The following is a 20,887-nucleotide window of genomic DNA, read 5'->3' on the forward strand; positions in this document are numbered from 1 at the left end:
TTACTGGGCCACCACGCCCAACTGGCGCAGCAGGGTCAGGTTGTCTTCGATGTGCCAGTTCTCGGCGATACGGCCGTCCTGGACGCGGTAGAGGTCGGTGGCGATGAAATCCACCGTCTGGCCCTTGCCCCGCACCTCGCCAAAATGGCCGGTGAAATGACCTTGGAAGCGGAAGTGCACGGTCACCCGGTCACCGGCCACCACCAGCTGTTCGACGCTGGCGGTCAGGTCCGGGATGGCGGCCCGCACGAAGGCGGAGGCGGCCAGCGGCCCCGGCACGCCCTGGGCGCGGCCCGGCGGCAGGGTGCGATCGGTGAAGTCCGGTGCCAGGGCGGCGCGGGCCATGGCCTCGTCGCCGGTGGACCAGAAGGTGGCGTAGCGGCGGGCCGCCAGGATCTCCGCGTCGGCCTGCGCCTTGGGCAGGCTGGCGTCGACGGTCAGGTGTTTGGGCTGGACCAGGGTGTCGGCGGCGAAGGCTACCGGGGTGGCGGCGGACAGCATCAGGGCCAGGACGGTGCCGCGGACCAGGGAGGGGGACATTTGCGTGCTCCATCAGGGGGTGAATTCGATGGCCTGACGGTACGCGCTTTGGATGTCCGCAAGAATACGCCATGGTCAGCAAGGTCTGTTGTGTTATATGCAAGAATATGGCCGACACCTTTTCCGATATGGCGACCTTCGTCCGCGTGGTTGAGGCCGGCAGCCTGTCCGCCGCAGCGCGTGAACTGGGACAATCGCTGGCCGTCATCAGCCGCCGCGTCAGCGGGCTGGAGGAACGGTTGGGCGTGCGCCTGCTGAACCGCACCACCCGCACCCTGGCCCTGACGGAGGAGGGGGCGGCCTACCATGCCCGTTGCGTCCGCATCCTGGCGGAGGTGGAGGAGGCGGAGATGGAGGCGACCAAGGGCCGCCACACCGCCAGCGGCCTGCTGCGCCTGACTTCCACCGTGGCCTTCAGCCGCCACCTGGCCCCCCTGCTGCAGGAATTCCAGGCGTTGCACCCCGGCCTGCAGGTCCACCTGCATGCCGCCGACACGCTGTTCAACATCATCGACAACGGTTTCGACCTCGCCATCCGTTTCGGCGCGCTGGCGGACAGCAGCCTGATCGCCCGCCAGCTGGCGCCCAACCGGCGGGTCATCTGTGGCGCCCCATCCTACCTCGACCGCCGGGGCCGGCCGCAGGGGGTGGAGGAGCTGCTGGTCCATGACTGCCTGCTGTTCGGTGACCCGCCACCTGATCAATGGACCTTCGCCGACGGGCGCAGCGTCCGCGTGCGCGGCCCTCTCAGCAGCAATGACGGCGAACGGGCCCATGCCTGGGCACGGGCCGGGGCCGGCCTGGTGCTGAAATCCATCTGGGACGTGCATGAGGATATCGCCGCCGGCCGGCTGGAGGTGGTGCTGCCCCATCTGCCGCTGCCGGCCGCCCCGCTGCACGCCGTCTATCCCCATAGCCGCCACGCCGCGGCCAAGGTGCGGCTGTGCGTGGATTTCCTGGCTGACCGGCTGCGGCGGATGACTCCCAATGCGGCCAATCATTCATAAAAACGGAATGATATAGCCAGTTCATGGCCATTTTTGTCAGGAACCCTGAGGCGTATTTCTATGGATGTCGGGCCGGCGATGACGCCAAGGCCCTCCTCTCAAAGGAAAGGATGCGCATCATGGCCCGTTTAGCGAACAAGACCGCCCTGATCACCGGCGGCACCAGTGGCATCGGCCTGGAAACGGCCCGCCAGTTCATCAATGAGGGCGCCCGCGTCGCCGTTACCGGCAGCAGTGCCGCCAGCGTGGCCCACGCCCGTGAGGCGCTGGGCGACCAGGCCCTGGTCATCCAGGCCGACGCCGGCGACGTGGCCGGTCAGCAGGCCATCGCGGCCCAGGTGCGCCAGGCCTTCGGCACGCTGGACGCGGTTTTCATCAACGCCGGCGTGGCCGACTTCCGCCCGGTGGAGGCCTGGGACGAGGCGGGTTTCGACCGCTCCTTCGCGGTGAACGTGAAGGGCCCTTACTTCCTGATCCAGGCCCTGCTGCCCCTGTTGGCCAACCCGACTTCCATCATCCTGAACACCTCGATCAACGCCCACATCGGCATGCCCAACTCCAGCGTCTACGCCGCCACCAAGGCCGCGCTGATCTCCATGGCGCGCACCCTGTCGGGGGAACTGATCGGCCGGGGCGTGCGGGTGAACGCCGTCAGCCCGGGCCCCATCTCCACCCCGCTGTACGGTAAGCTGGGACTGGCCGAGGCCGACCTTAAGGCCATGGCCGCCGGCATCCTGGCGCAAATCCCGGCCGGCCGCTTCGGCGACCCGGCGGAAGTCGCCAAGTATGTGGTCTTCCTGGCCTCCGACGAATCCCGCTTCACCGTGGGCAGCGAACTGGTCATCGATGGCGGCATGAGTACGCTGTAAGGCCGAAGGACGGGGCCGGGCGGCCTTGATAAGGTCGCCCGGCCCCGTCCCATTTCGTGGCTTGCGAGAAGACCCGTATGACCCCGTCCGCGCCCCGCCGTCCTCCCCGTCTCATCGGCTCGTTCGGCTTGCAGGGCAGCGGTTCCACCTGGGTCTACAACGTCATTCACGCGGTGCTGGAGACGACGGGCGTCCGCATCGCCCGCTTCTTCGCCAACGACCTGACGCACGAGAACATCCTCCGGATCCGGGGCGCCGACGTCGTCCTCGTGAAGGCGCACGAGCCGTCGGCGGCCCTGCTGGCCATCTGCCTGTTCGCGGGCGCGCCAGTCATCGTCACCGTCCGGGACCCGCGCGATGCCGTTGTCTCCCTCATGGAACGGTTCGGCCATTCGTTCCAGGAGGCGGCGGACGAGGTGCGCAACAGCGCCCGCTATCTGATGCGCCTGGTGGCGGACTGCCCGGTCTGGGTGCTGCGCTATGAAGACGACTTCATGGAGACGGCGGCCACCGTTTCCAAGATCGCCACCCATGTCGGCGTGGAAATAAGCGACCAGGTTGCCGATGCGATCTTCCAGGCTCACGCCAAGGGCGAGGTGGTGCAGCGGATTGGCCGCTTCATCCAGGAAGGCCGCATGGGCGACGACAACCCGCGCCTGCAGTTCGACGCGGCGTCCCACTGGCATCCCAACCATGTCGGTGACGGCCTGGTGGGAAAGTACGCGAAGAAGCTGACCGCCGACCAGATCATGGCCGTCGAGATCGCCGGCCGGGACTTCATGGAACGGTTCGGTTACGTCCCCCTGACCAGTGGCCTGCCCTCCGGCTACGCCATCGACTTCGGCCCGTCCGGGTGCGTGAACCGCAGCGTGGCGCACGGCTTCTTCCGTCCGGAAATCTCAGGCGGCGCCGGGGTCATGTGGGCGCGCACGGCGACGGCTACCGTCGATTATCCCCTGGCCGGCGCCGCCAGCTGGGCACGGGGCACGGTCGATCTGGCTTTCGCGCCCGCCTTCCGGCATGGGACCGGTGAGGTCGAGGTGGCCGTCGAGATCTGCGGGCGGATGATTGCGGTGTTGCGGTCGGGTTCGACGGGCGAGGACGGGGTGCGGTTGAGCTTCGCGCTGGAGCGGGATGAGGTACCGGCCGACGGGAATCTGGAGCTGGTGTTCCGCACCAGAAACGCCGGGAGCGCCGCTGCGCTGGGCCTGTCCCATGATGACCGTAAGCTGGCCGTCGGCATCCGCCGCTTGGCTGTGGAGTACGGCGTCTAGCTGTACTCAACCAGGCTGGCGGACGGCGTGATGGACGCCAGCAGGGTTTCGGCGGCGGCGACCACCTCGGCGGGGCTGACCCCGATTATGCAATGCGCGGTGTGCCGTGACACGCAGCCCTGGGCGCAGGCCGGGTCGGCGGGGGTGGCGGGGCGCACGATGCGGTGCGGCACGCCCACGGGCCCGAAGCGGCGGGGCGCGTTCTCATGGCTGTCCGGCGCCGTCAGCGGATGGCAGGAGATTTCGACCACCGGCACGGCCACGGCCGCCGCCATGTGCATCAGGCCGGAATCGTTGCCGATGTACAGGGCCGCGCGCTCCAGCACGGCGGCCGATTTACGCAGGTCCAGCCGGCCCGCCAGGTTGTGTGCGCGGCTGCCCAGGGCCTGCGCAATGGCGGCGGCGTCGCCGGCCACGTCCGTGCCGCCCAGCAGTGCGAACATCAGGTTGTGGCGTCCCGCCAGCGTCCGCGCCGCCGTGACCACCTGATCCACCGGCCAGCGCCGGCGCCCGGTCGAGGCGCCCAGGCCCAGCGCCACCAGGGTGCGGCCGGCCACGGGCGGCACCGTCGTCCAGGCCGTGGCGCGGTCGATCTCGTCCAGGTGGATGTCGCAGCGCGGCTCCGATGATGTCGGGATCGCCCCACCGCCGCTGACCGCCCGCATCAGCGCGCCCATCACCTCGACCTCGTGGCAGGGGGCTGGAATGGTCACCACGTCCGTCATCATGGCGGTGAAGGCGGCGTTGAAACGCGTGAGGTCGGGCATGCGCGGGCTGGTCAGGCCATAGCGGCGCGGCACCCCAGCCAGCACCGCGATGTGGTTGGCCAGGTAATAGTCGGGCATCAGCCGGGGGATGATGGTGGCGTCCACCCCCTGCAGGAAGGCCACGGCCTGGTCGATCGTGGCCTCCAACCAGGCCGTGGCTTCGTCGGGGGCCAGCCAGGGCAGCCGCACCGGCACCAGCAGCGTGCGGTCGATGCGCGGGTCGCGGGTCACCAGGTCGCGCACGCGGGCCCCCGCCATCAACCTGATCTCGCCGCTGAACCAGGGCCGCAGGGTGCGCAGGAAAGATGTCAGCAGAACGCTATCGCCGATCGAGTCCAGCTTCAGGATGCCCAGCCGGCCCTGCGGCGGCAGGGGACGGGCCCGCTGATCGGGCGGGATGAAGGGGGCGAGGGCGGCGGCCAGGCGGTTGGTCAGGCGGGACAGGGCGGCGTCGATGGCGCGCTTGGCCGCACGCGTCGGGTCTTCGCCATCGTCGGGTGCCTTATCCAGGACAGCGAAGGCGTCCGTCTGGGCGTCGCCGGCCAGCGCCAGCAGATCACGCGCGGCCATCCGGCCCCGGTGCTGGTCGGCGCCGCTGGCCTGGGCCAGCGAGGGCAGGACCAGCCCGCCCGCTGTCAGGTTGGCGACGGGCAGGCCGGCCGCGACGGCGCGCAGCACGGCATGATGGCCGATCCAACGGTCCAGTGGAACGGGGGCGCCGCCGATGCAGGTGGGCAAGGCGCCCACGGGCAGCAGCACGGGGCCGAAATAATGCTCCGGCCGGTCCAGCCGGTCGGCCCGGTCCAGGCGGTACAGCGGGCCGATCACCGGCAGCAGGCGGACGACCCCGACGCCGGTCGACGCCGTCGGCAGGGCGGCGGGCAGGGCGATCAGGCCATCGTCACCGCACAGCAGCAGGGCCGGTACCGCCATGTCCCGCGCCAGGGCCGCCAGACCGGCGGCGTCGATGGTGTCACCCTCCAGGACGCGGCACCGCCCATCCGGAACAACCAGCGGGTGGCCAGGCACCCGCAGGAGGGTGACCGGCACGCCGGCTGGAATGCGTCGCAGCAGGTGGTGCACGACGCGCGGGCCCAGGCGGCCCACGCGCAGCACGACGCCGTAAGAACGCGTCAACCCCCATTCCCCCATGGACCATTGTCACTTCAGCCGGAGGCAGCTGGGCCTCGGCCGGATCCGTTCGCGGATCAATCAATTGATACGAGGGGGAGCGTATTTACCCGGTGGTAGAGTCGCAATAATTAGTGCGACAAAATGCGCGCTTTACGTTTACTAAATTGGTAATAGGCATACAACTCTGAAATAAATATAGCAGATATTATATAGTCTTTGAGCATATTAAATTAGTAATAATATTAGCAATTTTACAACTGTTTTTGACTTTGTAGGGCCATTAATCGGTGATCCTGGCACGGCTTCCCAAAGGTGGTGAGATGGTGAAACAAAACGACGGCTTTCTTAGGGAATCCACGGCGGGCCAAAAGATCATGGTCAGCCCTGAGCCCATCAAGCGGATGCGGCGGGCCCTTCGCCGGGGCCGGCGTGGGCAGGGGCTGGAAAGGATTTTAGGAAATGGTAAGGGCCAGGAGGCGGCCTCGCGCTATTCGCGAAGACTTCAGTCCAGGCAACAGCCAATTTGTTTGGGATAAGTGGCCGGAAAACTCAACGGCCTGATCTGGCTATTCGTCTGTTACTTGAGACGAATGGCGCGCCCGGAAGGACTCGAACCTCCAACCCCCAGATTCGTAGTCTGGTGCTCTATCCAATTGAGCTACGGGCGCTTTTTCGTCTCACCGGTGTTGGCCGGTGAGGTGGGTGCTTGTAGAGGATGATCCGGGGGGACGCAATAGCTTTTTTGGGTCCCGTTGCATTTTCTTTTCGATGGCCTCTCCCACCCCGCAAGCCGAGCGGGACGCCGGTGCGTCGCGATGCATTGTCCAGACGGCGGGGATGGGCTATCTACCCAATTCTCCACCTTTGTGAACATTTTTGACCGTTTCGCGGAGCGCCGCCCCCATGTCGTCCCATCACGCCGATACCGCCAAGAACTTCCCCGTCACCTGGGAAGAGTTGCACCGTCATGCCAAGGCGCTGGCCTGGCGCATCAGCGACAAGGGGCCGTGGAAGGGCATCGTCGCCATCACCCGCGGCGGCTTGGTGCCGGCCGCCATCCTGGCGCGCGAGCTGAACATCCGCCTGATCGACACCATCTGCATCAGCAGCTACGACCACCAGAACCAGCGCACCGCCCAGAACCTGAAGGCGCCGGTGGCGGTGGAGGGTGAGGGCGAGGGCTGGCTGATCGTCGACGATCTGGTCGACACCGGCAAGACCGCCGCCATCGTGCGCAACATGATGCCCAAGGCGCACTTCGCCACCATCTACGCCAAGCCCGCCGGCCGCCCTCTGGTCGACACCTTCATCACCGAGGTGTCGCAGGACACCTGGATCCATTTCCCCTGGGACTTGAACCCCATCGCCTACATGCAGATCCGCAACGACTGAGCGCTTGTGGCCTCCGGCCAGACGAACGGCCCCGCCGGGTACGCCCGGCGGGGCCGTTCGCGTTTCAAAGGAAGCGTGCACCCGTTTGCCTTTTTCCTAGGACGCGACCGCGTCCGCCGGAGGGAGCACCGCAGGGCGCAGCGAGGACAGCCGAGGGCCGGATGGCCCGCTGGCGCCTGAAGCGAACTAAAAACCCCGCGCCCGCAGGGAACCTACTTACTCTCCGGCGCCACCACGTCGCTCAGGTGCGGTGTGTCCGGGTCGGCGATGATGGCGCGCAGGGCCGAGCGGTCCTGCGGCAGCTTGCCCAGAGGCACGTCCATCAGGGTGTCGGCGCGGGTGCTGATGGGCACGGGCTTGCCGTAGATGGCGTTCAGCCGGTCGTATTCCGCGCGGTGGAAGGCATCGTCCTCCTCATAGCTGGGGTAGGCGCGCGGGGTGATGATGATGTCTTCCTGCCGCGTCGCCGTCTCGGCCCCGCGGCGCGGGCCCGGCGCCGGCACGGTCACCGTCTGGGTGGTGGCGGTGGGCTGGGCGGTGGTGGTCTGCTGCGCCCCGGCGGGCGCGGCCAGCAGCGCGCCAGTCAGCAGCGCGCCAGTCAGCAGCACGGAAGTCAGCAGCGCGGCGGTCACGGTTGGGAGGTAGGCAGGGCGGGTCGGCATGGCATCGGTCTCCTCTGATGCCGGCCTCGCGTAAGGCCGGACGGTGAAGGAATCCGCGACCGCGAAGGAAAGGCCGCCCGGGACCCTGGGCGGGTCGCGGGAGGGCGGCGGCGGGTAAGCCACTTGAGACCGTTAATATAGGGAAGCCCGGAACTTATTCCCAGACCGCCAGGGCGCTTATTCCCAACCGCCTAGCAGGGGGCGCATGCGCTTGCTGTCTACGTTGCGGATCTTCTGCCGGCCATGGACATGGGTGGGCGCGGGCTCGACCGGACCGCCCGCGCGTACCGGCCGCTCGGCGAAACGGCCCAGCGAAATCATGCGGTCGTACATGACGATGGCGGCGGCCACGGCCACGTTGACGCAGAACTTGATGGGGATCTTGATGACGTGGTCGCAGCGCGCCTGCATGGCCGGCGACAAACTGCCGCGCTCCGGCCCCAGGACGTAGGCCGCCCGCAGGGGGTGGCGGAAGCTGGGCAGGTCCACGGCGTCGTCCGTCAGCTCCACACCCACCAGGGTGCAGCCTTCCGGCAGGGCCATGGCCGAGACGCTGGGATAGGTGTAGAGCGGGACGTGATCCTGGCCGCCCGAGGTGTCGACCCGGTTCATCTCGTCCAGGTCCAGGGCGGCGTTCACGGTGAACACAAAGCTCGCCCCGAACGCATGGCCGGAGCGCATGATGGTCCCGATGTTGCCCGACTTGCTGATCCCCTCGGCGCCCAGGGCGAAATATCCACGCATGTCGCGCACCTTGCACAAGGCAAGCCGCTTGGGCAAGGTTCCAGCCCCCCGGGAAACAGGATTGCAGTCATGCCCCGGCCGGGGGAGAACGCGGGCATCAACGAACCCCAAGGGCGGAGCGCCTGGTCATGCACGACCACGACGATCATGAGCATCACCACGGCGACGGCTGCTGCGGTGGGCACGACCATCAGCCCGCCCCCCAGGCCCAGGCGCCCCAAGCCCACGCGACCGTGCGCCAGGTGGACATTCCCGACCGGTCCGACGCGCCCATCCTGGTGGAGGTGACGCGCGGGTCCATGGTGGAATCCCGCCATCGCGGCCGGGTGGTGGTGGTCGACGCCGGCGCCCGTGTGGTGGCCCACTGGGGCGACGTAGATGGGTTGATTTATCCCCGCTCCTCCAACAAGGCCTTGCAGGCCATCCCCCTGATCGAAAGCGGGGCGGCCGATGCCTACGCCGTGACGGACGAGGAACTGGCGCTCGCCTGCGCCTCCCATCAGGGGGAGGCCATGCACACCGAACGCGTGGCCGCCTGGCTGGACCGGCTGGGCCTGTCGGTGGATGACCTGGAATGCGGCGCCCATCTACCGACGCATGAGCCGACTGCGTCCGCCCTGCTGGCGGCGGGGCAGAAGCCGACCGCCCTGCACAACAACTGCTCCGGCAAGCACACCGGCTTCCTGGCCGTGGCCAAGCATAAAGGCGAGAAGCTGGCGGGCTATGTCCGGTACCAGCACCCGGTGCAGCAGCGCATTTTGGGTGTCATCGAGCAGGTGACCGGCCATGATCTCAGCCGCGCGCCCTGGGGCGTCGACGGCTGCTCCATCCCCACCATCGGCCTGCCCCTGGGCGCCCTGGCCCTGGGCATGGCCCGGCTGGCCGACCCCGACAGCCTGCCCGATCGGCGGGCGGAGGCGGTGATGCGCCTGCGCCGCGCCTGGGGCAAGCATCCCGAGCTGGTGGGTGGCACCGGCAATTTCGACACCGAGGTCATGCGCGCCGCCAACTCGGCCGTGCTGCTGAAGTCGGGGGCGGAGGGCGTGTGCTGCGCCGTGCTGCCGGAACACGGGCTGGGCATCGCGCTGAAGATCGAGGACGGGGCGCCCCGTGCCGCCGGCCCGGCCATGGCGGCGGTGCTGAAGCGTCTGGGCGTGCTGCCCGACACGGTGTGGGACGGCGTCGCCACCTTGGCCGTCGCCCCGGTCACCAGCCGCAAGGGCGAGATCGTCGGTGAAATCCGGCCCACCGCCGTGGCGGTGGGCTGACCCTTTCCCGATGATGCGCAAATGAAAACCGCCGCCGAGGTCGCCCCCGGCGGCGGTTTCCGTTTTGGGCTGCCCCGCCCTTTTTAGTGGATCGATTCGCCGTGCAGGGCGATGTCCAGGCCGTCGCGCTCGATGTCCTCATCGACACGCAGGCCGATCACCAGGTCGATGATCTTCAGCAGGATGAAGGTGATGACGGCGCACCACACGACGGTGAAGGCCACACCCTCCAGCTGGGTCAGCACCTGACCGACATTGCCCTCGATCAGGCCCAGCTTCGTGTCCGGCGCATCCTTCAGCGTGGCGGCGAAGGCGCCCTCGCTGTTGGCGATGGACATCTTGGCGAAGACGCCGGTCAGGATGGCGCCGACGATGCCGCCGATGCCGTGCACGCCGAAGGCGTCCAGGCTGTCGTCATATCCCAGGGCGCGCTTCATGGACGTGGCGGTGAAGAAGCAGATGACGCCGGCTGCAATGCCGATGGCGAAGGCGCCGACGGTATCGACGAAGCCGGCGGCCGGCGTGATGGCCACCAGGCCGGCGACGGCGCCCGAGATGATGCCCAGGACCGAGGGCTTGCCCTTCAGGGCCCATTCCACGAACACCCAGGCCAGCGCCGCAGCACCCGTCGCCACCTGGGTCACGGTCATAGCCATGCCGGCGCGCGGACCGGCCGTCAGGGCCGAACCGGCGTTGAAACCGAACCAGCCCACCCACAGCAGCGAGGCGCCGATGAGGCTCAGCACCAGGTTGTGCGGGCTGAAGTCGGCGTTGGGGTAGCCCTTGCGCTTGCCGATCACCAGGCAGGCCACCAGGCCGGCGATGCCGGCGTTTATATGCACCACCGTGCCGCCGGCGAAGTCCAGCACGCCCAGCTTGGCCATGAAGCCGTTGGGATGCCAGACGGTGTGGGCCACCGGGGCGTAGACCAGCAGCGACCACAGGGTGATGAACACCAGCATGGAGGAGAACTTCATGCGATCGGCGAAAGCGCCGGTGATCAGCGCCGGCGTGATGATCGCGAAGGTCATCTGGTACATCATGAACACCGGCTCCGGGATCGTCGGGGCCAGGGCGTGGGTGCCGGTCGGGTCCATGCCCGCCAGCAGCACGCGGCTGAAGCCACCGATGAATTCCTTGGCGTCGGCGGCGTCGCTGGCCGCGGTGAAGGACAGGCTGTAGCCCACCAGCGCCCAGATGACCGTGACCAGGCAGGTGATGGTGAAGCTCTGCATCACCATGGCCAGCACGTTGAACTTGCGCACCATGCCGCCGTAGAACAGCGCCAAGCCGGGAATGGTCATCATCAGCACCAGGGCCGTGGACATCAGCATCCACGCCGTGTCGCCGCCGCTGATGGTGGGGGCCGCCGCGGCCGCGGCGGGCGCCGCCGCATCCTGCGCCACGGCCAGCGCGGGCAGGCCCGCCGCCAGCGCGCATGCGCCCAGTCCCAGGAAACGCTTACCCAAACCGCTCATGCCATACCCCATCCCAGTCACCGCGTTGTCAGTCACCGCGTTATCAATCACCGCCGGCGGTCGAAAGCCGTCACCGGCCCGGTCGGCCGGCCATCCGCGAACCCGCACCCTGAAAAGCGCGCGGCCCCCTCTTTCAAACTTCGTGCCGCGATACATCCGAAAGCGGTCCGGGCTATTGGATGGGGGTGAATGATTAAATTATGGGCGGGATTGGCGGCGGAAGCCGCATACCGGTGGCCTTCTGCTCAAACGATGGGCGAAACTGCATCAAAATTCGCAATGCACTGATAGCAGGATCAAGGCATTAGAGCAGGGCTTTATCAAATATCGGCGCCACTGGCGCCAAACTATGCTGGAATTGCCTAATTTTTAGGCTTGAATCTGAGCGTTACCGAAAGGGGTGCCTCAAAAGCAACAACGCCGGCGCCACCCCTTGCCTCCCCCGGGACAGGGGGGAAAGGGGCGGGCGCCGGCGTCGCCAGGAAACTCTCAATCGGCCGTGAGGAAGGCGAGGGTTATTCCTCTTCCTCGTCGGCGTCCTGCTCGATCTGGTTGGCCAGGTCGTGCAGCATGTCCACCACGTCCTGGTGGGTGGTCTCTTCCACCGCCTGGTTGACGGCCACTTCGATCATGGCGACCGCCACATAGGCGGCCAGGGGGCCCGCCTCCTTGAGCGCCGCCTCAAGATGCTTTTCCGCGACGCTCAGCGCCTTTTCGAACAGGGCTTCCGCGGTGGAGTTGTTGGTGTCGCTCATGGCAGACCTTCACTGTGATAATAGGGGTGTATGGATCAGATGATGGGCAGCTATAGCACCCTTGCCGGGTGTCGTCACGCCGCCCTGCTTGCCAAAACCGGTTCCATACCCCTAATCCCTGGGGCTAACCCCGCCCCGTCACAGGAACTTAACGCCCGTGTCCGTCCCGACCCCGTTTCCGTCTGCCTCCAGCGACGCGGCTGACCCGCCCTTCGACCTGGCCGACGCCGGCAGCTATCGTTTCTGGACGGATGAGCATGTGCGTTTCAATGACCTGGACCCGGTGGGCCACGCCAACAACAACGCCTTCGGGGTGTATTTCGAATCGGGCCGCGTGGCGCTGCACCAGGCCCTGCGCGGCCGGGTGGGTTTCGACCGCCATGCCATCGTGATGCGCAAGATCACCATCGATTACCTGGTGGAGATCACCTACCCCAACTCCGTGCGCATCGGCACCCGCCTGGTGCGCCTGGGCCGCACGTCGTGGACGACGGGCAGCGGCCTGTTCGTTGGCGGCCATTGCCATGCCACCGCCCTGTCCGTTTCCGTTCTGGTGGATGTCGACAGCCACCGCCCCACACCCATCTCCGATGACCTGCGCCCCGTCATGGAGACCCTGCTGTGAGCCGCCGTTCCTCCCCCGGGCCCACCCCCGCGCGCGGCAAGCCCTCCGCCGGCCGCCACCAGGCCCGCCGCCCTGCCGCCCGTCCGCCGGTTGAGCCGCCCACCAGCGGCCCCATCGAGATTACGGTGGAAAGCGTGGGCGCCCTGGGCGACGGTGTCGCCCACTGGCAGGAGGCTTATGGACCGAACCACCGCCTGTTCGTGCCCCAGACCCTGGTGGGCGACCGGCTGATGGTGCGCTTCGCCCAGCAGCGCGGCGAGGGCTGGCTGGTGGAGCCGGTGTCGCTGCTGGCCGAGGGGCCGGGCCGCGCCGACCCTGCCTGCCGCCATTTCGGCACCTGTGGCGGCTGCACCCTGCAGCATATGGATGCCGAGACCTACGGCGCCTGGAAGGTGGAACAGCTGCGCCACGCCTTGTCGCGCGCCGGCGTTACCGATTTGCCCATGGCGCCCCTGGTGCGCACGCCGCCCCATGCCCGACGGCGCGCCGTGCTGGCGGCCGCCCGCCGGGGCCGCCGCCTGTGGCTGGGCTTCAATGAGCGCGCCAGCCATCGCCTGGTGGATATCGAGGAATGCGTCGTGCTGGCGCCGCGCCTGATGGCGCTGGTGGCACCCCTGCGCGCCCTGCTGCTGGAACTGCTGCCGGACGAGCATACGCTGGACGTGGCGCTGACCCTGCTGGACGACGGGCCGGACGTCCTGCTGGTGGGGCTGCCGCAGCCCGACCTGAACGCCCTGGAAAAGCTGGGCGCCTTTGCCGAGGCTCATGACTTGGCCCGCCTCACCTGGTCCAAGCGGCCGGGCGCGCCGGCGGAGCCCATCGCCCTGCGCCGCACCGGCGTGGTGCGCTTCGGCCCGGTGGCGGTGTCGCCCGCCGCCGGGTCCTTCCTGCAGGCCAGCGCCGAGGGCGAGACCGCGCTGGTGGCGGAGGCCCTGGCGGGGGCGAAGGGTGCTGCCAGGGTGGCCGACCTGTTCGCCGGCAGTGGCACCCTGACCTTCCCCCTGTCCACCCTGGCGCCCGTGCACGCGGTCGAGGGCGATGGTGTCGCCATCACGGCGCTGGAGGCGGCGGCCCGCGTGGCGGGCGGCGGCCATCCTGTGACGGTGGAACGCCGCGACCTCTTCAAGGAACCCTTATCCCCGGCGGAATTGTCGGCCTACCAGGCGGTGGTCTTCGATCCGCCGCGCGCTGGCGCCGCGTCCCAGGCGGCGGCCCTGGCCGCATCCACCGTGCCGGTGGTGGTCGCCATCTCCTGCAACCCGGTCAGCTTCGCCCGCGACGCCGCCCTGCTGCTGGGCGGCGGTTACGTCCTGGAGCGCCTGGTGCCGGTGGACCAGTTCCTGTGGTCCCCCCACCTGGAGGTCGCGGCCCGCTTCCGCCGGCCATGATGGATGCCGTGAGGAATGGGGGCAGCGTTACCCGTCTGCCGCAGTGGCGCCAAAGGTGACGTGGCCGGCCGGTGCAGCGGTGCGGGGGCGGCGATGACGTGCTATAACCGCACCCCCGTTGGCACAATCCAGAAGCGAGTCCGTCAGTCCCATGAGCAAGGCGCTTGAGATCCTGAAGTCCTACGCCCCGGCCACGGTGGCGGAGGAAAACGTGCTGAATGACATCCTGGACCGGCTGGGCCGCCGGACGCTGGACGCCGACGCCGCCGTCGAACAGATCATCGACCGTTTGGACTGGCCGCTGGACCGCGCCGCCGCCGAGGTGGATGCTTATCTGGAATAGTTCCTCAGGCGCCGGCAGGCCCATCCGGGCCTTTGGCTGTCCTCGATTTCCAGTCCGCTCCGCTCCCCGGAAATCTGCGGCGGCCACGGTCGTGGCCTTGTCGCTGCGCTCCGTGGCGCTCCGCTTGTGAAGGAGCATGGCGCATGGGGCCCAGTTCCGCCTGGAACTGGGCTAGGACGCGACTTTACTCGGTAATGCGTATGGTGGGCAGACCAACCCCGGCGGCGGCGCGTTCCCGCAGGATTTCGCGGCGGAAGCGGTAGAGTTCCGCCGGGCGGCCGCCGGTGCGCACCTCCAGGGCGCCCGTGGGTTCCACCAGGCCACCGGCGATCAGCAGGCGGCGGAAGTTCTGCTTGTGCAGGCGCACGCCGGACAGCGCCTCCACTAGGCGCTGCAGCTGGAATAGGGTGAACTGCGGCGGCAGCAGGTCGAACACCACCGGCCGGTATTTCAGCTTGCCCCGCACCCGGCCCAGGGCGGCCGCCAGGATGCGGCGATTGTCCTGGGCCATGGGGATGCCGGTGGCAGCCAGCGCCTCAGGCTGCACCGGGCCGGACCACAGGCCAGCCACGTCGGCCGGCAGCTTGCCGTTCTGCGCCAGGCGGGCCAGCACGGCGCGGTCGCGCGGCGCCTCCGCCACCAGGCCCGCCTCATACAGCAGCTCATACCGCTCCAGCACCCGTTCATAGTCCCAGGCGTCGTCGTCGCGGCTGAAGGTGGTGTGCACCCGGTCGCGGCGTGCGGCCGCCAAATCCGGGTCATGCTCGGCCCAGCGCTCCAGCGCCGGCAGCAGGGTGCGGGCGATCATGGCCGGCCGGCCGTCGCGCCAATCCTCCCACGGGAAATAGCTGTACCAGTCGTGCCATTCGGCGGCACCCGAACCCGACAGCGGCGCCTCGCGCGTCAGGGCGATGTAGCCGACGGAGACGACACGGGCGTCGCCGTCCACCTCGCGCAGGTCGCGATAGCGGTCGCCGAAGGTGTAGAGCTGCTCGACATAGCCCAGGGGCAGGCCCGTCAGCTCCGTCACCCAGCGGCGCAGGCCCTGTTCCAGGGTGCGGTGACGCTCCGGTGCGAAGGGGCCGAAGGGCAGGGCGTCCCAGTCGCCGCTGGCCTGTTGCTGCGGCGTCGCCAGGTCATGGGTCAGGCGGCGCACCACCAGCACGCGCGGCACCTCCCGCGTCACCGCCACGATCACGGCGGTCAGGCCGATGGAGGCGCGCTCGCCGATGGGCTGTGGGATGGGCTGGCCGGGCTGGGGCTGAGGGGCCTGGGCGCTGGTCACGAGTCTCCCGCCAAATCTGTTTTCGGGGCACCTTTTCCGGACCCGGGGCGGAGGCCCGTCCCGGGGCGCGACAGAATGTGTTGTCCGAGACGCTTTTGACAGCAAGAGAAAGTTCACGGGCACCTGTTAAAAGACGACAATCTGCTTATTGTCCTAGGCCGCAGGATGCCGCTTCGTTTCCCCACCATGATTTGCCTATGGTAGGCCCCGCGAATTAACGGGCCGGCCGCCGTGTGGCAACCACATGTCGTGGGAGAAGGTCCGACTTCGGGAGAGAGACCCATGGCGCTCAAAGCAGAACAGCGCAAATCCGAACTGACCGAGCAGATCGCCGCCAAGGTGCGGGATCGCCTGTCTCGGGAAAAGGCCGCCCCGGCGGAGCGTTTCGTCCGGCAGTTCTACGCCAACGTGCCCCCTGACGACATCCTGCGCAGCAGCAGTGACGAGCTGTACGGCGCCGCCGTCGCCATGTGGCAGTTTGGCGCCGTGCGCAAGGCCGGCACCGCCCAGGTGCGCGTCTGCAATCCCAAGGTGGAGCAGGACGGCTGGCATGCCCCCCACACGGTGGTGGAGATCGTCAATGACGACATGCCCTTCCTGGTGGACAGCGTTTCGGCGGAACTGAACCGCCATGGCCTGACAGTGCACCTGGTGATCCACCCGGTGGTGAAGGTGAAGCGCGACGCCGAGGGCCGCCTGGTCGAGCTGTATGAGCCGCACGCCGCCCCCGCCGATGCCAAGGCCGAAAGCTTCATGCATGTGGAGGTCGACCAGCAGACCTCCCCCGAGCTGCTGGAAAAGGTCCGCGCCGGCCTGGTGCACATCCTGGCGGACGTGCGCGCCGCCGTGGAGGATTTCGAGGCCATGCGCAGCCGCGTGGCCGAAACCATCGACGAGTCGCGGAAGAGCAGCCAGGCCCTGGACGCCGCCGAGGTGGCGGAGGGCGTGGACTTCCTGCGCTGGATCGATGACGACCACTTCATCTTCTTAGGCGTCCGCGAATACCGCTTCGGCAAGGAGGACGGCCAGGACACGCTGGACATCCTGGCCGGTGCCGGCCTGGGCATCCTGCGCGATGACGAGGTCTCGGTCTTCGACGGCCTGCGCTACTTCGCCCAGCTGCCGCCGGACGTGCGCGCCTTCGTGCGCCAGCCGCGCGCCATCATGGTGACCAAGGCCAACAAGGATTCGACCGTCCACCGCCCGGCGCCGCTGGATGCCGTGATGGTGAAGCTGTTCGACGACCAGGGCGTCGAGATCGGCGAGCGGCTGTTCGTCGGCCTCTTCACCTCGGTCGCCTACAACCGCACGGCGCGCGAGATCCCCTACCTGCGCCAAAAGGTGAACCGGGCGCTGGAGCGGGCGGGCTTCGACAAGTCCAGCCACGACGGCAAGGCCCTGCTGCACATCCTGGAGACCTATCCCCGGGATGAGCTGTTCCAGACCAGCGATGACGAGCTGTTCGACATCGCCATGGGCGTACTGCACCTGCAGGACCGTCAGCGCGTGGCCCTGTTCGTGCGCAAGGACCCGTTCGAACGCTTCGTCAGCGCCCTGATCTACGTCCCGCGCGACCGCTACGACACCGACCTGCGGCTGAAGCTGCAGGGCATCCTGGAGACGGCGTTCGAGGGCAAGACGACGCAATACCATGTGATGCTGTCGGAAAGCGCGCTGGCCCGCGCCCACATCATCATCCAGACCACCCCCGGCAAGGTGCCGGACTACGACGTCCGCGACGTCGAGGAGACCCTGATCGAGGCGGCGCGCGGCTGGGGCGAGCGCCTGCAGCAGGCCCTGATCGACGCCAAGGGCGAGGAGATCGGCCTGCGGCTGGCCCGCCGCTACCGCCGCGGCACCCTGGCCGAGGGCTACCGCGAGACCTACAGCCCCGAAGCCGCCGTGATGGACATCGAACGGCTGGAGACGGTGGCGGCCACGGGCCAGATCGCGCTGAACCTGCACCGCCCGGTGGAGGCCGAGCCGCACGAGCTGTTCTTCAAGGTCTACCACGACGACACGCCGGTGCAGCTGTCCCAGGCCCTGCCCATGCTGGAGGATCTGGGCCTGAAGATCCTGGCGGAAGGCGGCCCGCACGAGGTGCGCATCCCCGGCCGCGAGAAGTCCATCTGGATCCAGGACTTCGAGATGAAGATGGCCAACGGCCAGGCCGTCGAGCTGGACGCGGTGAAGGAGGCGTTCGAGGACGCCTTCATGCGCGTCTGGACCGGCGAGGCCCAGACCGACGGCTTCAACAAGCTGGTGCTGGGGGCCGGCTTGGCCTGGCGCGACGTCACCATGGTGCGCGCCTACGCCAAGTACCTGCGCCAGGCCCGCTTCGACTTCTCCCAGTCCTACATCGAGGACACGCTGGCGGCCCATGTGGGCATCACCAAGCTGCTGGTGCGCCTGTTCCACCTGGCCCATGACCCGGCCATCCTGGCCAAGCTGGGCCGGGAAGAGGTGGACAGCCAGCGCATGGGCCTGGTGGTGGAGATCGACCATGCCCTGGACCAGGTCACCAACCTGGATGAGGACCGCATCCTGCGCCGGATGCTGAACCTCATCCGCGCCACGCTGCGCACCAACTTCTTCCAGAAGGGCGCCGACGGCCAGCCCAAGAGCTATCTGTCGTTCAAGCTGGACAGCCGATCCATCGACGACCTGCCGCTGCCCCGGCCCATGGTGGAAATCTGGGTCTACAGCCCCCGGGTCGAGGCCGTGCACCTGCGCGGTGGCAAGGTGGCGCGCGGCGGCATCCGCTGGTCTGACCGCAAGGAGGATTTCCGCACCGAGATCCTGGGCCTGATCAAGGCGCAGATGGTGAAGAACGCCGTCATCGTGCCCATGGGCTCCAAGGGCGGCTTCGTGGTGAAGAACCCGCCGCCGGCCTCCGCCGGCCGCGAGGCGGCGCTGGCCGAAGGCATCGAGTGCTACAAGACCATGATGCGCGGCCTGCTGGACATCACCGACAATCTGGTGAAGGGCCAGGTGGTGCCGCCCCAGGATGTGGTGCGCCTGGACGGCGACGACCCCTATCTGGTGGTGGCTGCCGACAAGGGCACGGCCACCTTCTCCGACATCGCCAACGGGGTCAGCCGCGACTACGGCTTCTGGCTGGACGACGCCTTCGCCTCCGGCGGCTCCGCCGGGTACGACCACAAGAAGATGGGCATCACCGCGCGCGGCGCGTGGGAAGCGGTGAAGCGCCACTTCCGTGAGCTGGGCCGCGACTGCCAGACCCAGGACTTCACCGTCGTGGGCGTGGGCGACATGTCGGGCGACGTGTTCGGCAACGGCATGCTGCTGTCCAAGCACATCCGTCTGGTGGCCGCCTTCGACCACCGCCACATCTTCCTGGACCCCAACCCGGATGCGGCCAGCAGCTGGGAAGAGCGCAAGCGCATGTTCGACCTGCCGCGCTCCTCCTGGGCGGACTATGACAAGTCCAAGCTGTCCCAGGGGGGCGGCATCTTCGAGCGCGGGGCCAAATCCGTCCCGCTGTCGCCCGAAGTGCGGGCGGCCCTGGGGATCACGGCGGAGCGCCTGACCCCGGCCGAGCTGATGCAGGCCATCCTGAAGGCGGATGTCGACCTGCTGTGGCTGGGCGGCATCGGCACCTATGTGAAGGCCGGGGGCGAGAGCAACGCCGAGGTGGGCGACAAGGCCAACGACGCCCTGCGCATCGACGGCCGCCAGGTCCGTGCCAAGGTGGTGGGCGAGGGCGCCAACCTGGGCTTCACCCAGCGCGGCCGCATCGAGGCGGCGCAGGCCGGCGTGCGGCTCAACACCGACGCCATCGACAACTCAGCCGGCGTCGACACCTCGGACCATGAGGTCAACATCAAGATCCTGCTGCGCGACGTGATGGACAAGGGCAGCATGACCCTGCCCCAGCGCGATGCGCTGCTGGCCACCATGACCGACGACGTGGCGGAGCTGGTGCTGGCCGACAACTACCAGCAGACCCAGGCCCTCTCCATTGATGAGGCGGTGGCTCCGGACACGCTGGACGACCTGGCCCGCTTCATGCGGCTCATGGAAAAGGCGGGCAAGCTGAACCGCGCCATCGAGTTCCTGCCGACGGATGAGGAGGTGTCGCTGCGCGCCCAGGCCCGCCGCGGTCTGACGCGGCCGGAAACGGCGGTGCTGCTGGCCTATGCCAAGATCGACCTGTACGACAAGCTGCTGAACTCCGACCTGCCGGACGATGCCAAGATGGCAGCCGACCTGGTGGAGTACTTCCCGGAAAGCCTGCAGCGGCAGTATCCGCAGGCTGTGGCCGGCCACCAGCTGCGCCGCGAGATCATCGCCACCGTGGCCACCAACAGCATGGTGAACCGCGTCGGTCCCAGCTTCGTGGCCGAGATGGTGGAGCAGACCGGCCTGGGTGAGGCGGATGTCGCCCGCGCCTATCACATCGCCCGCGACGCCTATGGCCTGCCGGCGGTGTGGAAGGCCATCGACGCCCTGGACAACCAGGTCCCGGCGGCCACCCAGGCGGCCATGGGCCTGGCCACGCGCCGCCTGCTGCGCCGCGCCGTGCCCTGGACTCTGCTCAACAACGCCCACCCCCTGGACATGGCGGCCGGCATCGCCCGCCTGGGGCCGGCGGTGAAGGTGCTGTCCAAGGCGTTGGCCGACATCCTGTCGCCCGACGCCGCCGCTGACCTGACCGCCAAGAAGGAGGAGCTGGAGCAGGCCGGCGTGCCGGCTGAGCTGGCCCATCACGTGGCGGCCCTGTCCGCCCTGGGGGCCGCCACCGACATCAGCCAGATCGCGGTGGAAACCAACCGGGGGGTGGAGACGGTCGCGGCCGTCCACTTCGCGCTGGGCGAACGGCTGGGCTTCGACTGGCTGCGTGGCCGGGCGGAGGCGGTGAAGACCACCACCCACTGGCAGCGCCAGGCCCTGGGCGCCATCATCGACGACCTCTACGGCTTGCAGGGCCGCTTGGCGGCCCGGGTGCTGGCGGGCGAGGGCGACGATGCGACCGCCCTGATCGACGGCTGGCTGGCCGCCAAGTCCGGTCCGCTGGACCGTATCCAGTCCCTGCTGGCCGAACTGCGCGGCGTGGCGCACCTGGACGTGGCCATGCTGGCCGTGGCCACCCGCCAGCTGCGCGGCCTGACGGCCGGCTGATCGGCTCGCGGTTATCAGCGGCATGGGGCTGGTCCCCATGCCGCTGTAGCTCGCAAGTGCGAGCGCCGGACCTTTCCGGGAAGCGTCAGCGGACTGGAAAGGGAGGAAGCCAAGCGGCCGGATGGCCGCGCCCGGCGATTGAGGGAATAAGACTCCCCACCGGGGAACTTTTTTCGTGAATTTCAACCCTGATTCTCCGTCGCCTGCACTGTGG

16 protein-coding genes and 1 tRNA gene are annotated in these 20,887 nt (G+C 68.3%); 9 read left to right on the forward strand and 8 right to left on the reverse strand.

The features are described 5' to 3' along the window. Positions 1-540, reverse strand: coding sequence for an ester cyclase (locus FBZ88_RS25430; RefSeq protein WP_211102800.1), 540 nt, complete (start codon positions 538-540; stop codon positions 1-3). Between the two features lie 107 nt (positions 541-647). On the opposite strand from FBZ88_RS25430, the gene FBZ88_RS25435 reads away from it, so the two are divergent. The 3 genes from FBZ88_RS25435 to FBZ88_RS25445 all read left to right on the forward strand — a co-directional run bounded on the left by FBZ88_RS25435 (position 648) and on the right by FBZ88_RS25445 (position 3,690). Further along, positions 648-1,547: a LysR family transcriptional regulator gene (locus tag FBZ88_RS25435; RefSeq protein WP_186464596.1), complete on the forward strand. Its 900-nt coding sequence runs from the start codon at positions 648-650 to the stop codon at positions 1,545-1,547. Between the two features lie 119 nt (positions 1,548-1,666). Then, positions 1,667-2,416, forward strand: a complete 750-nt coding sequence (locus FBZ88_RS25440) for an SDR family oxidoreductase (protein ID WP_145619842.1) — start codon at positions 1,667-1,669, stop codon at positions 2,414-2,416. A 77-nt stretch (positions 2,417-2,493) separates the two neighbouring features. Beyond that, entirely contained in the window at positions 2,494-3,690 is a 1,197-nt protein-coding gene (locus FBZ88_RS25445) for a sulfotransferase family protein (RefSeq protein WP_145619843.1), read from the forward strand. Here the strand turns inward: FBZ88_RS25445 and FBZ88_RS25450 are convergent. Together FBZ88_RS25450 and FBZ88_RS25455 are read right to left on the reverse strand one after the other, a co-directional pair. After that, on the reverse strand, positions 3,687-5,594 hold the full coding sequence (locus FBZ88_RS25450) for a glycosyltransferase family 9 protein (RefSeq protein ID WP_145619844.1): 1,908 nt from the start codon (positions 5,592-5,594) through the stop codon (positions 3,687-3,689). The genes FBZ88_RS25445 and FBZ88_RS25450 overlap by 4 nt on opposite strands. A 588-nt stretch (positions 5,595-6,182) precedes the next feature. Next, positions 6,183-6,259: transfer RNA gene (locus FBZ88_RS25455), tRNA-Arg, on the reverse strand. A gap of 235 nt (positions 6,260-6,494) precedes the next feature. On the opposite strand from FBZ88_RS25455, the gene gpt reads away from it, so the two are divergent. Continuing rightward, the gene (gpt, locus tag FBZ88_RS25460; protein WP_040845989.1) at positions 6,495-6,983 is read left to right on the forward strand and encodes a xanthine phosphoribosyltransferase; all 489 of its coding nucleotides are present in this window, start codon (positions 6,495-6,497) and stop codon (positions 6,981-6,983) included. A gap of 212 nt (positions 6,984-7,195) precedes the next feature. Here the strand turns inward: gpt and FBZ88_RS25465 are convergent, their stop codons facing one another. Further along, a complete protein-coding gene (locus tag FBZ88_RS25465; RefSeq protein WP_145619845.1) occupies positions 7,196-7,645 on the reverse strand; it encodes a hypothetical protein in 450 nt (149 codons plus the stop codon). Positions 7,646-7,822: 177 nt separating this feature from the next. Then, positions 7,823-8,425 (reverse strand): TrmH family RNA methyltransferase, encoded by a 603-nt coding sequence (locus tag FBZ88_RS25470; RefSeq protein WP_425465800.1) that lies wholly within the window; start codon positions 8,423-8,425, stop codon positions 7,823-7,825. Between the two features lie 92 nt (positions 8,426-8,517). Between FBZ88_RS25470 and FBZ88_RS25475 the strand changes: the two genes are divergently transcribed. Continuing rightward, positions 8,518-9,657, forward strand: a complete 1,140-nt coding sequence (locus tag FBZ88_RS25475; RefSeq protein ID WP_145619846.1) for an asparaginase — start codon at positions 8,518-8,520, stop codon at positions 9,655-9,657. 83 nt (positions 9,658-9,740) lie between these two features. Here FBZ88_RS25475 and FBZ88_RS25480 read toward each other — a convergent pair whose 3' ends face one another. After that, entirely contained in the window at positions 9,741-11,135 is a 1,395-nt protein-coding gene (locus FBZ88_RS25480; protein WP_281290159.1) for an ammonium transporter, read from the reverse strand. A gap of 515 nt (positions 11,136-11,650) precedes the next feature. Beyond that, the gene (locus tag FBZ88_RS25485; protein ID WP_040843696.1) at positions 11,651-11,890 is read right to left on the reverse strand and encodes a hypothetical protein; all 240 of its coding nucleotides are present in this window, start codon (positions 11,888-11,890) and stop codon (positions 11,651-11,653) included. 157 nt (positions 11,891-12,047) lie between these two features. Here FBZ88_RS25485 and FBZ88_RS25490 point away from each other — a divergent pair, with 157 nt between their 5' ends. The 3 genes from FBZ88_RS25490 (at position 12,048) to FBZ88_RS25500 (ending at position 14,246) form a co-directional block, all read left to right on the forward strand. Beyond that, on the forward strand, positions 12,048-12,515 hold the full coding sequence (locus tag FBZ88_RS25490; protein WP_246138855.1) for an acyl-CoA thioesterase: 468 nt from the start codon (positions 12,048-12,050) through the stop codon (positions 12,513-12,515). Next, on the forward strand, positions 12,512-13,903 hold the full coding sequence (locus tag FBZ88_RS25495) for a class I SAM-dependent RNA methyltransferase (RefSeq protein ID WP_145619847.1): 1,392 nt from the start codon (positions 12,512-12,514) through the stop codon (positions 13,901-13,903). The genes FBZ88_RS25490 and FBZ88_RS25495 overlap by 4 nt, the downstream gene beginning before the upstream one ends. 151 nt (positions 13,904-14,054) lie before the next feature. After that, positions 14,055-14,246, forward strand: coding sequence for a hypothetical protein (locus FBZ88_RS25500; protein ID WP_145619848.1), 192 nt, complete (start codon positions 14,055-14,057; stop codon positions 14,244-14,246). Between the two features lie 184 nt (positions 14,247-14,430). Here the strand turns inward: FBZ88_RS25500 and FBZ88_RS25505 are convergent, their stop codons facing one another. Then, positions 14,431-15,531, reverse strand: a complete 1,101-nt coding sequence (locus FBZ88_RS25505) for an NUDIX hydrolase (protein WP_411861202.1) — start codon at positions 15,529-15,531, stop codon at positions 14,431-14,433. Between the two features lie 282 nt (positions 15,532-15,813). Between FBZ88_RS25505 and FBZ88_RS25510 the strand changes: the two genes are divergently transcribed. Continuing rightward, a complete protein-coding gene (locus tag FBZ88_RS25510; protein ID WP_145619849.1) occupies positions 15,814-20,673 on the forward strand; it encodes an NAD-glutamate dehydrogenase in 4,860 nt (1,619 codons plus the stop codon). Positions 20,674-20,887 lie beyond the last annotated feature (214 nt).

Source organism: Nitrospirillum bahiense, assembly GCF_007828025.1.
Classification (GTDB): Bacteria; Pseudomonadota; Alphaproteobacteria; order Azospirillales; family Azospirillaceae; genus Nitrospirillum; species Nitrospirillum amazonense.

Coding starts and splice junctions, on each gene's coding strand:
- FBZ88_RS25465 (WP_145619845.1), bottom strand. CDS start 7,645: ATGCCGACCCGCCCTGCCTACCTCCCAACCGTGACCGCCGCGCTGCTG.
- FBZ88_RS25500 (WP_145619848.1), top strand. CDS start 14,055: ATGAGCAAGGCGCTTGAGATCCTGAAGTCCTACGCCCCGGCCACGGTG.
- FBZ88_RS25480 (WP_281290159.1), bottom strand. CDS start 11,135: ATGAGCGGTTTGGGTAAGCGTTTCCTGGGACTGGGCGCATGCGCGCTG.
- FBZ88_RS25435 (WP_186464596.1), top strand. CDS start 648: ATGGCCGACACCTTTTCCGATATGGCGACCTTCGTCCGCGTGGTTGAG.
- gpt (WP_040845989.1), top strand. CDS start 6,495: ATGTCGTCCCATCACGCCGATACCGCCAAGAACTTCCCCGTCACCTGG.
- FBZ88_RS25510 (WP_145619849.1), top strand. CDS start 15,814: ATGGCGCTCAAAGCAGAACAGCGCAAATCCGAACTGACCGAGCAGATC.
- FBZ88_RS25485 (WP_040843696.1), bottom strand. CDS start 11,890: ATGAGCGACACCAACAACTCCACCGCGGAAGCCCTGTTCGAAAAGGCG.
- FBZ88_RS25475 (WP_145619846.1), top strand. CDS start 8,518: ATGCACGACCACGACGATCATGAGCATCACCACGGCGACGGCTGCTGC.
- FBZ88_RS25445 (WP_145619843.1), top strand. CDS start 2,494: ATGACCCCGTCCGCGCCCCGCCGTCCTCCCCGTCTCATCGGCTCGTTC.
- FBZ88_RS25440 (WP_145619842.1), top strand. CDS start 1,667: ATGGCCCGTTTAGCGAACAAGACCGCCCTGATCACCGGCGGCACCAGT.
- FBZ88_RS25430 (WP_211102800.1), bottom strand. CDS start 540: ATGTCCCCCTCCCTGGTCCGCGGCACCGTCCTGGCCCTGATGCTGTCC.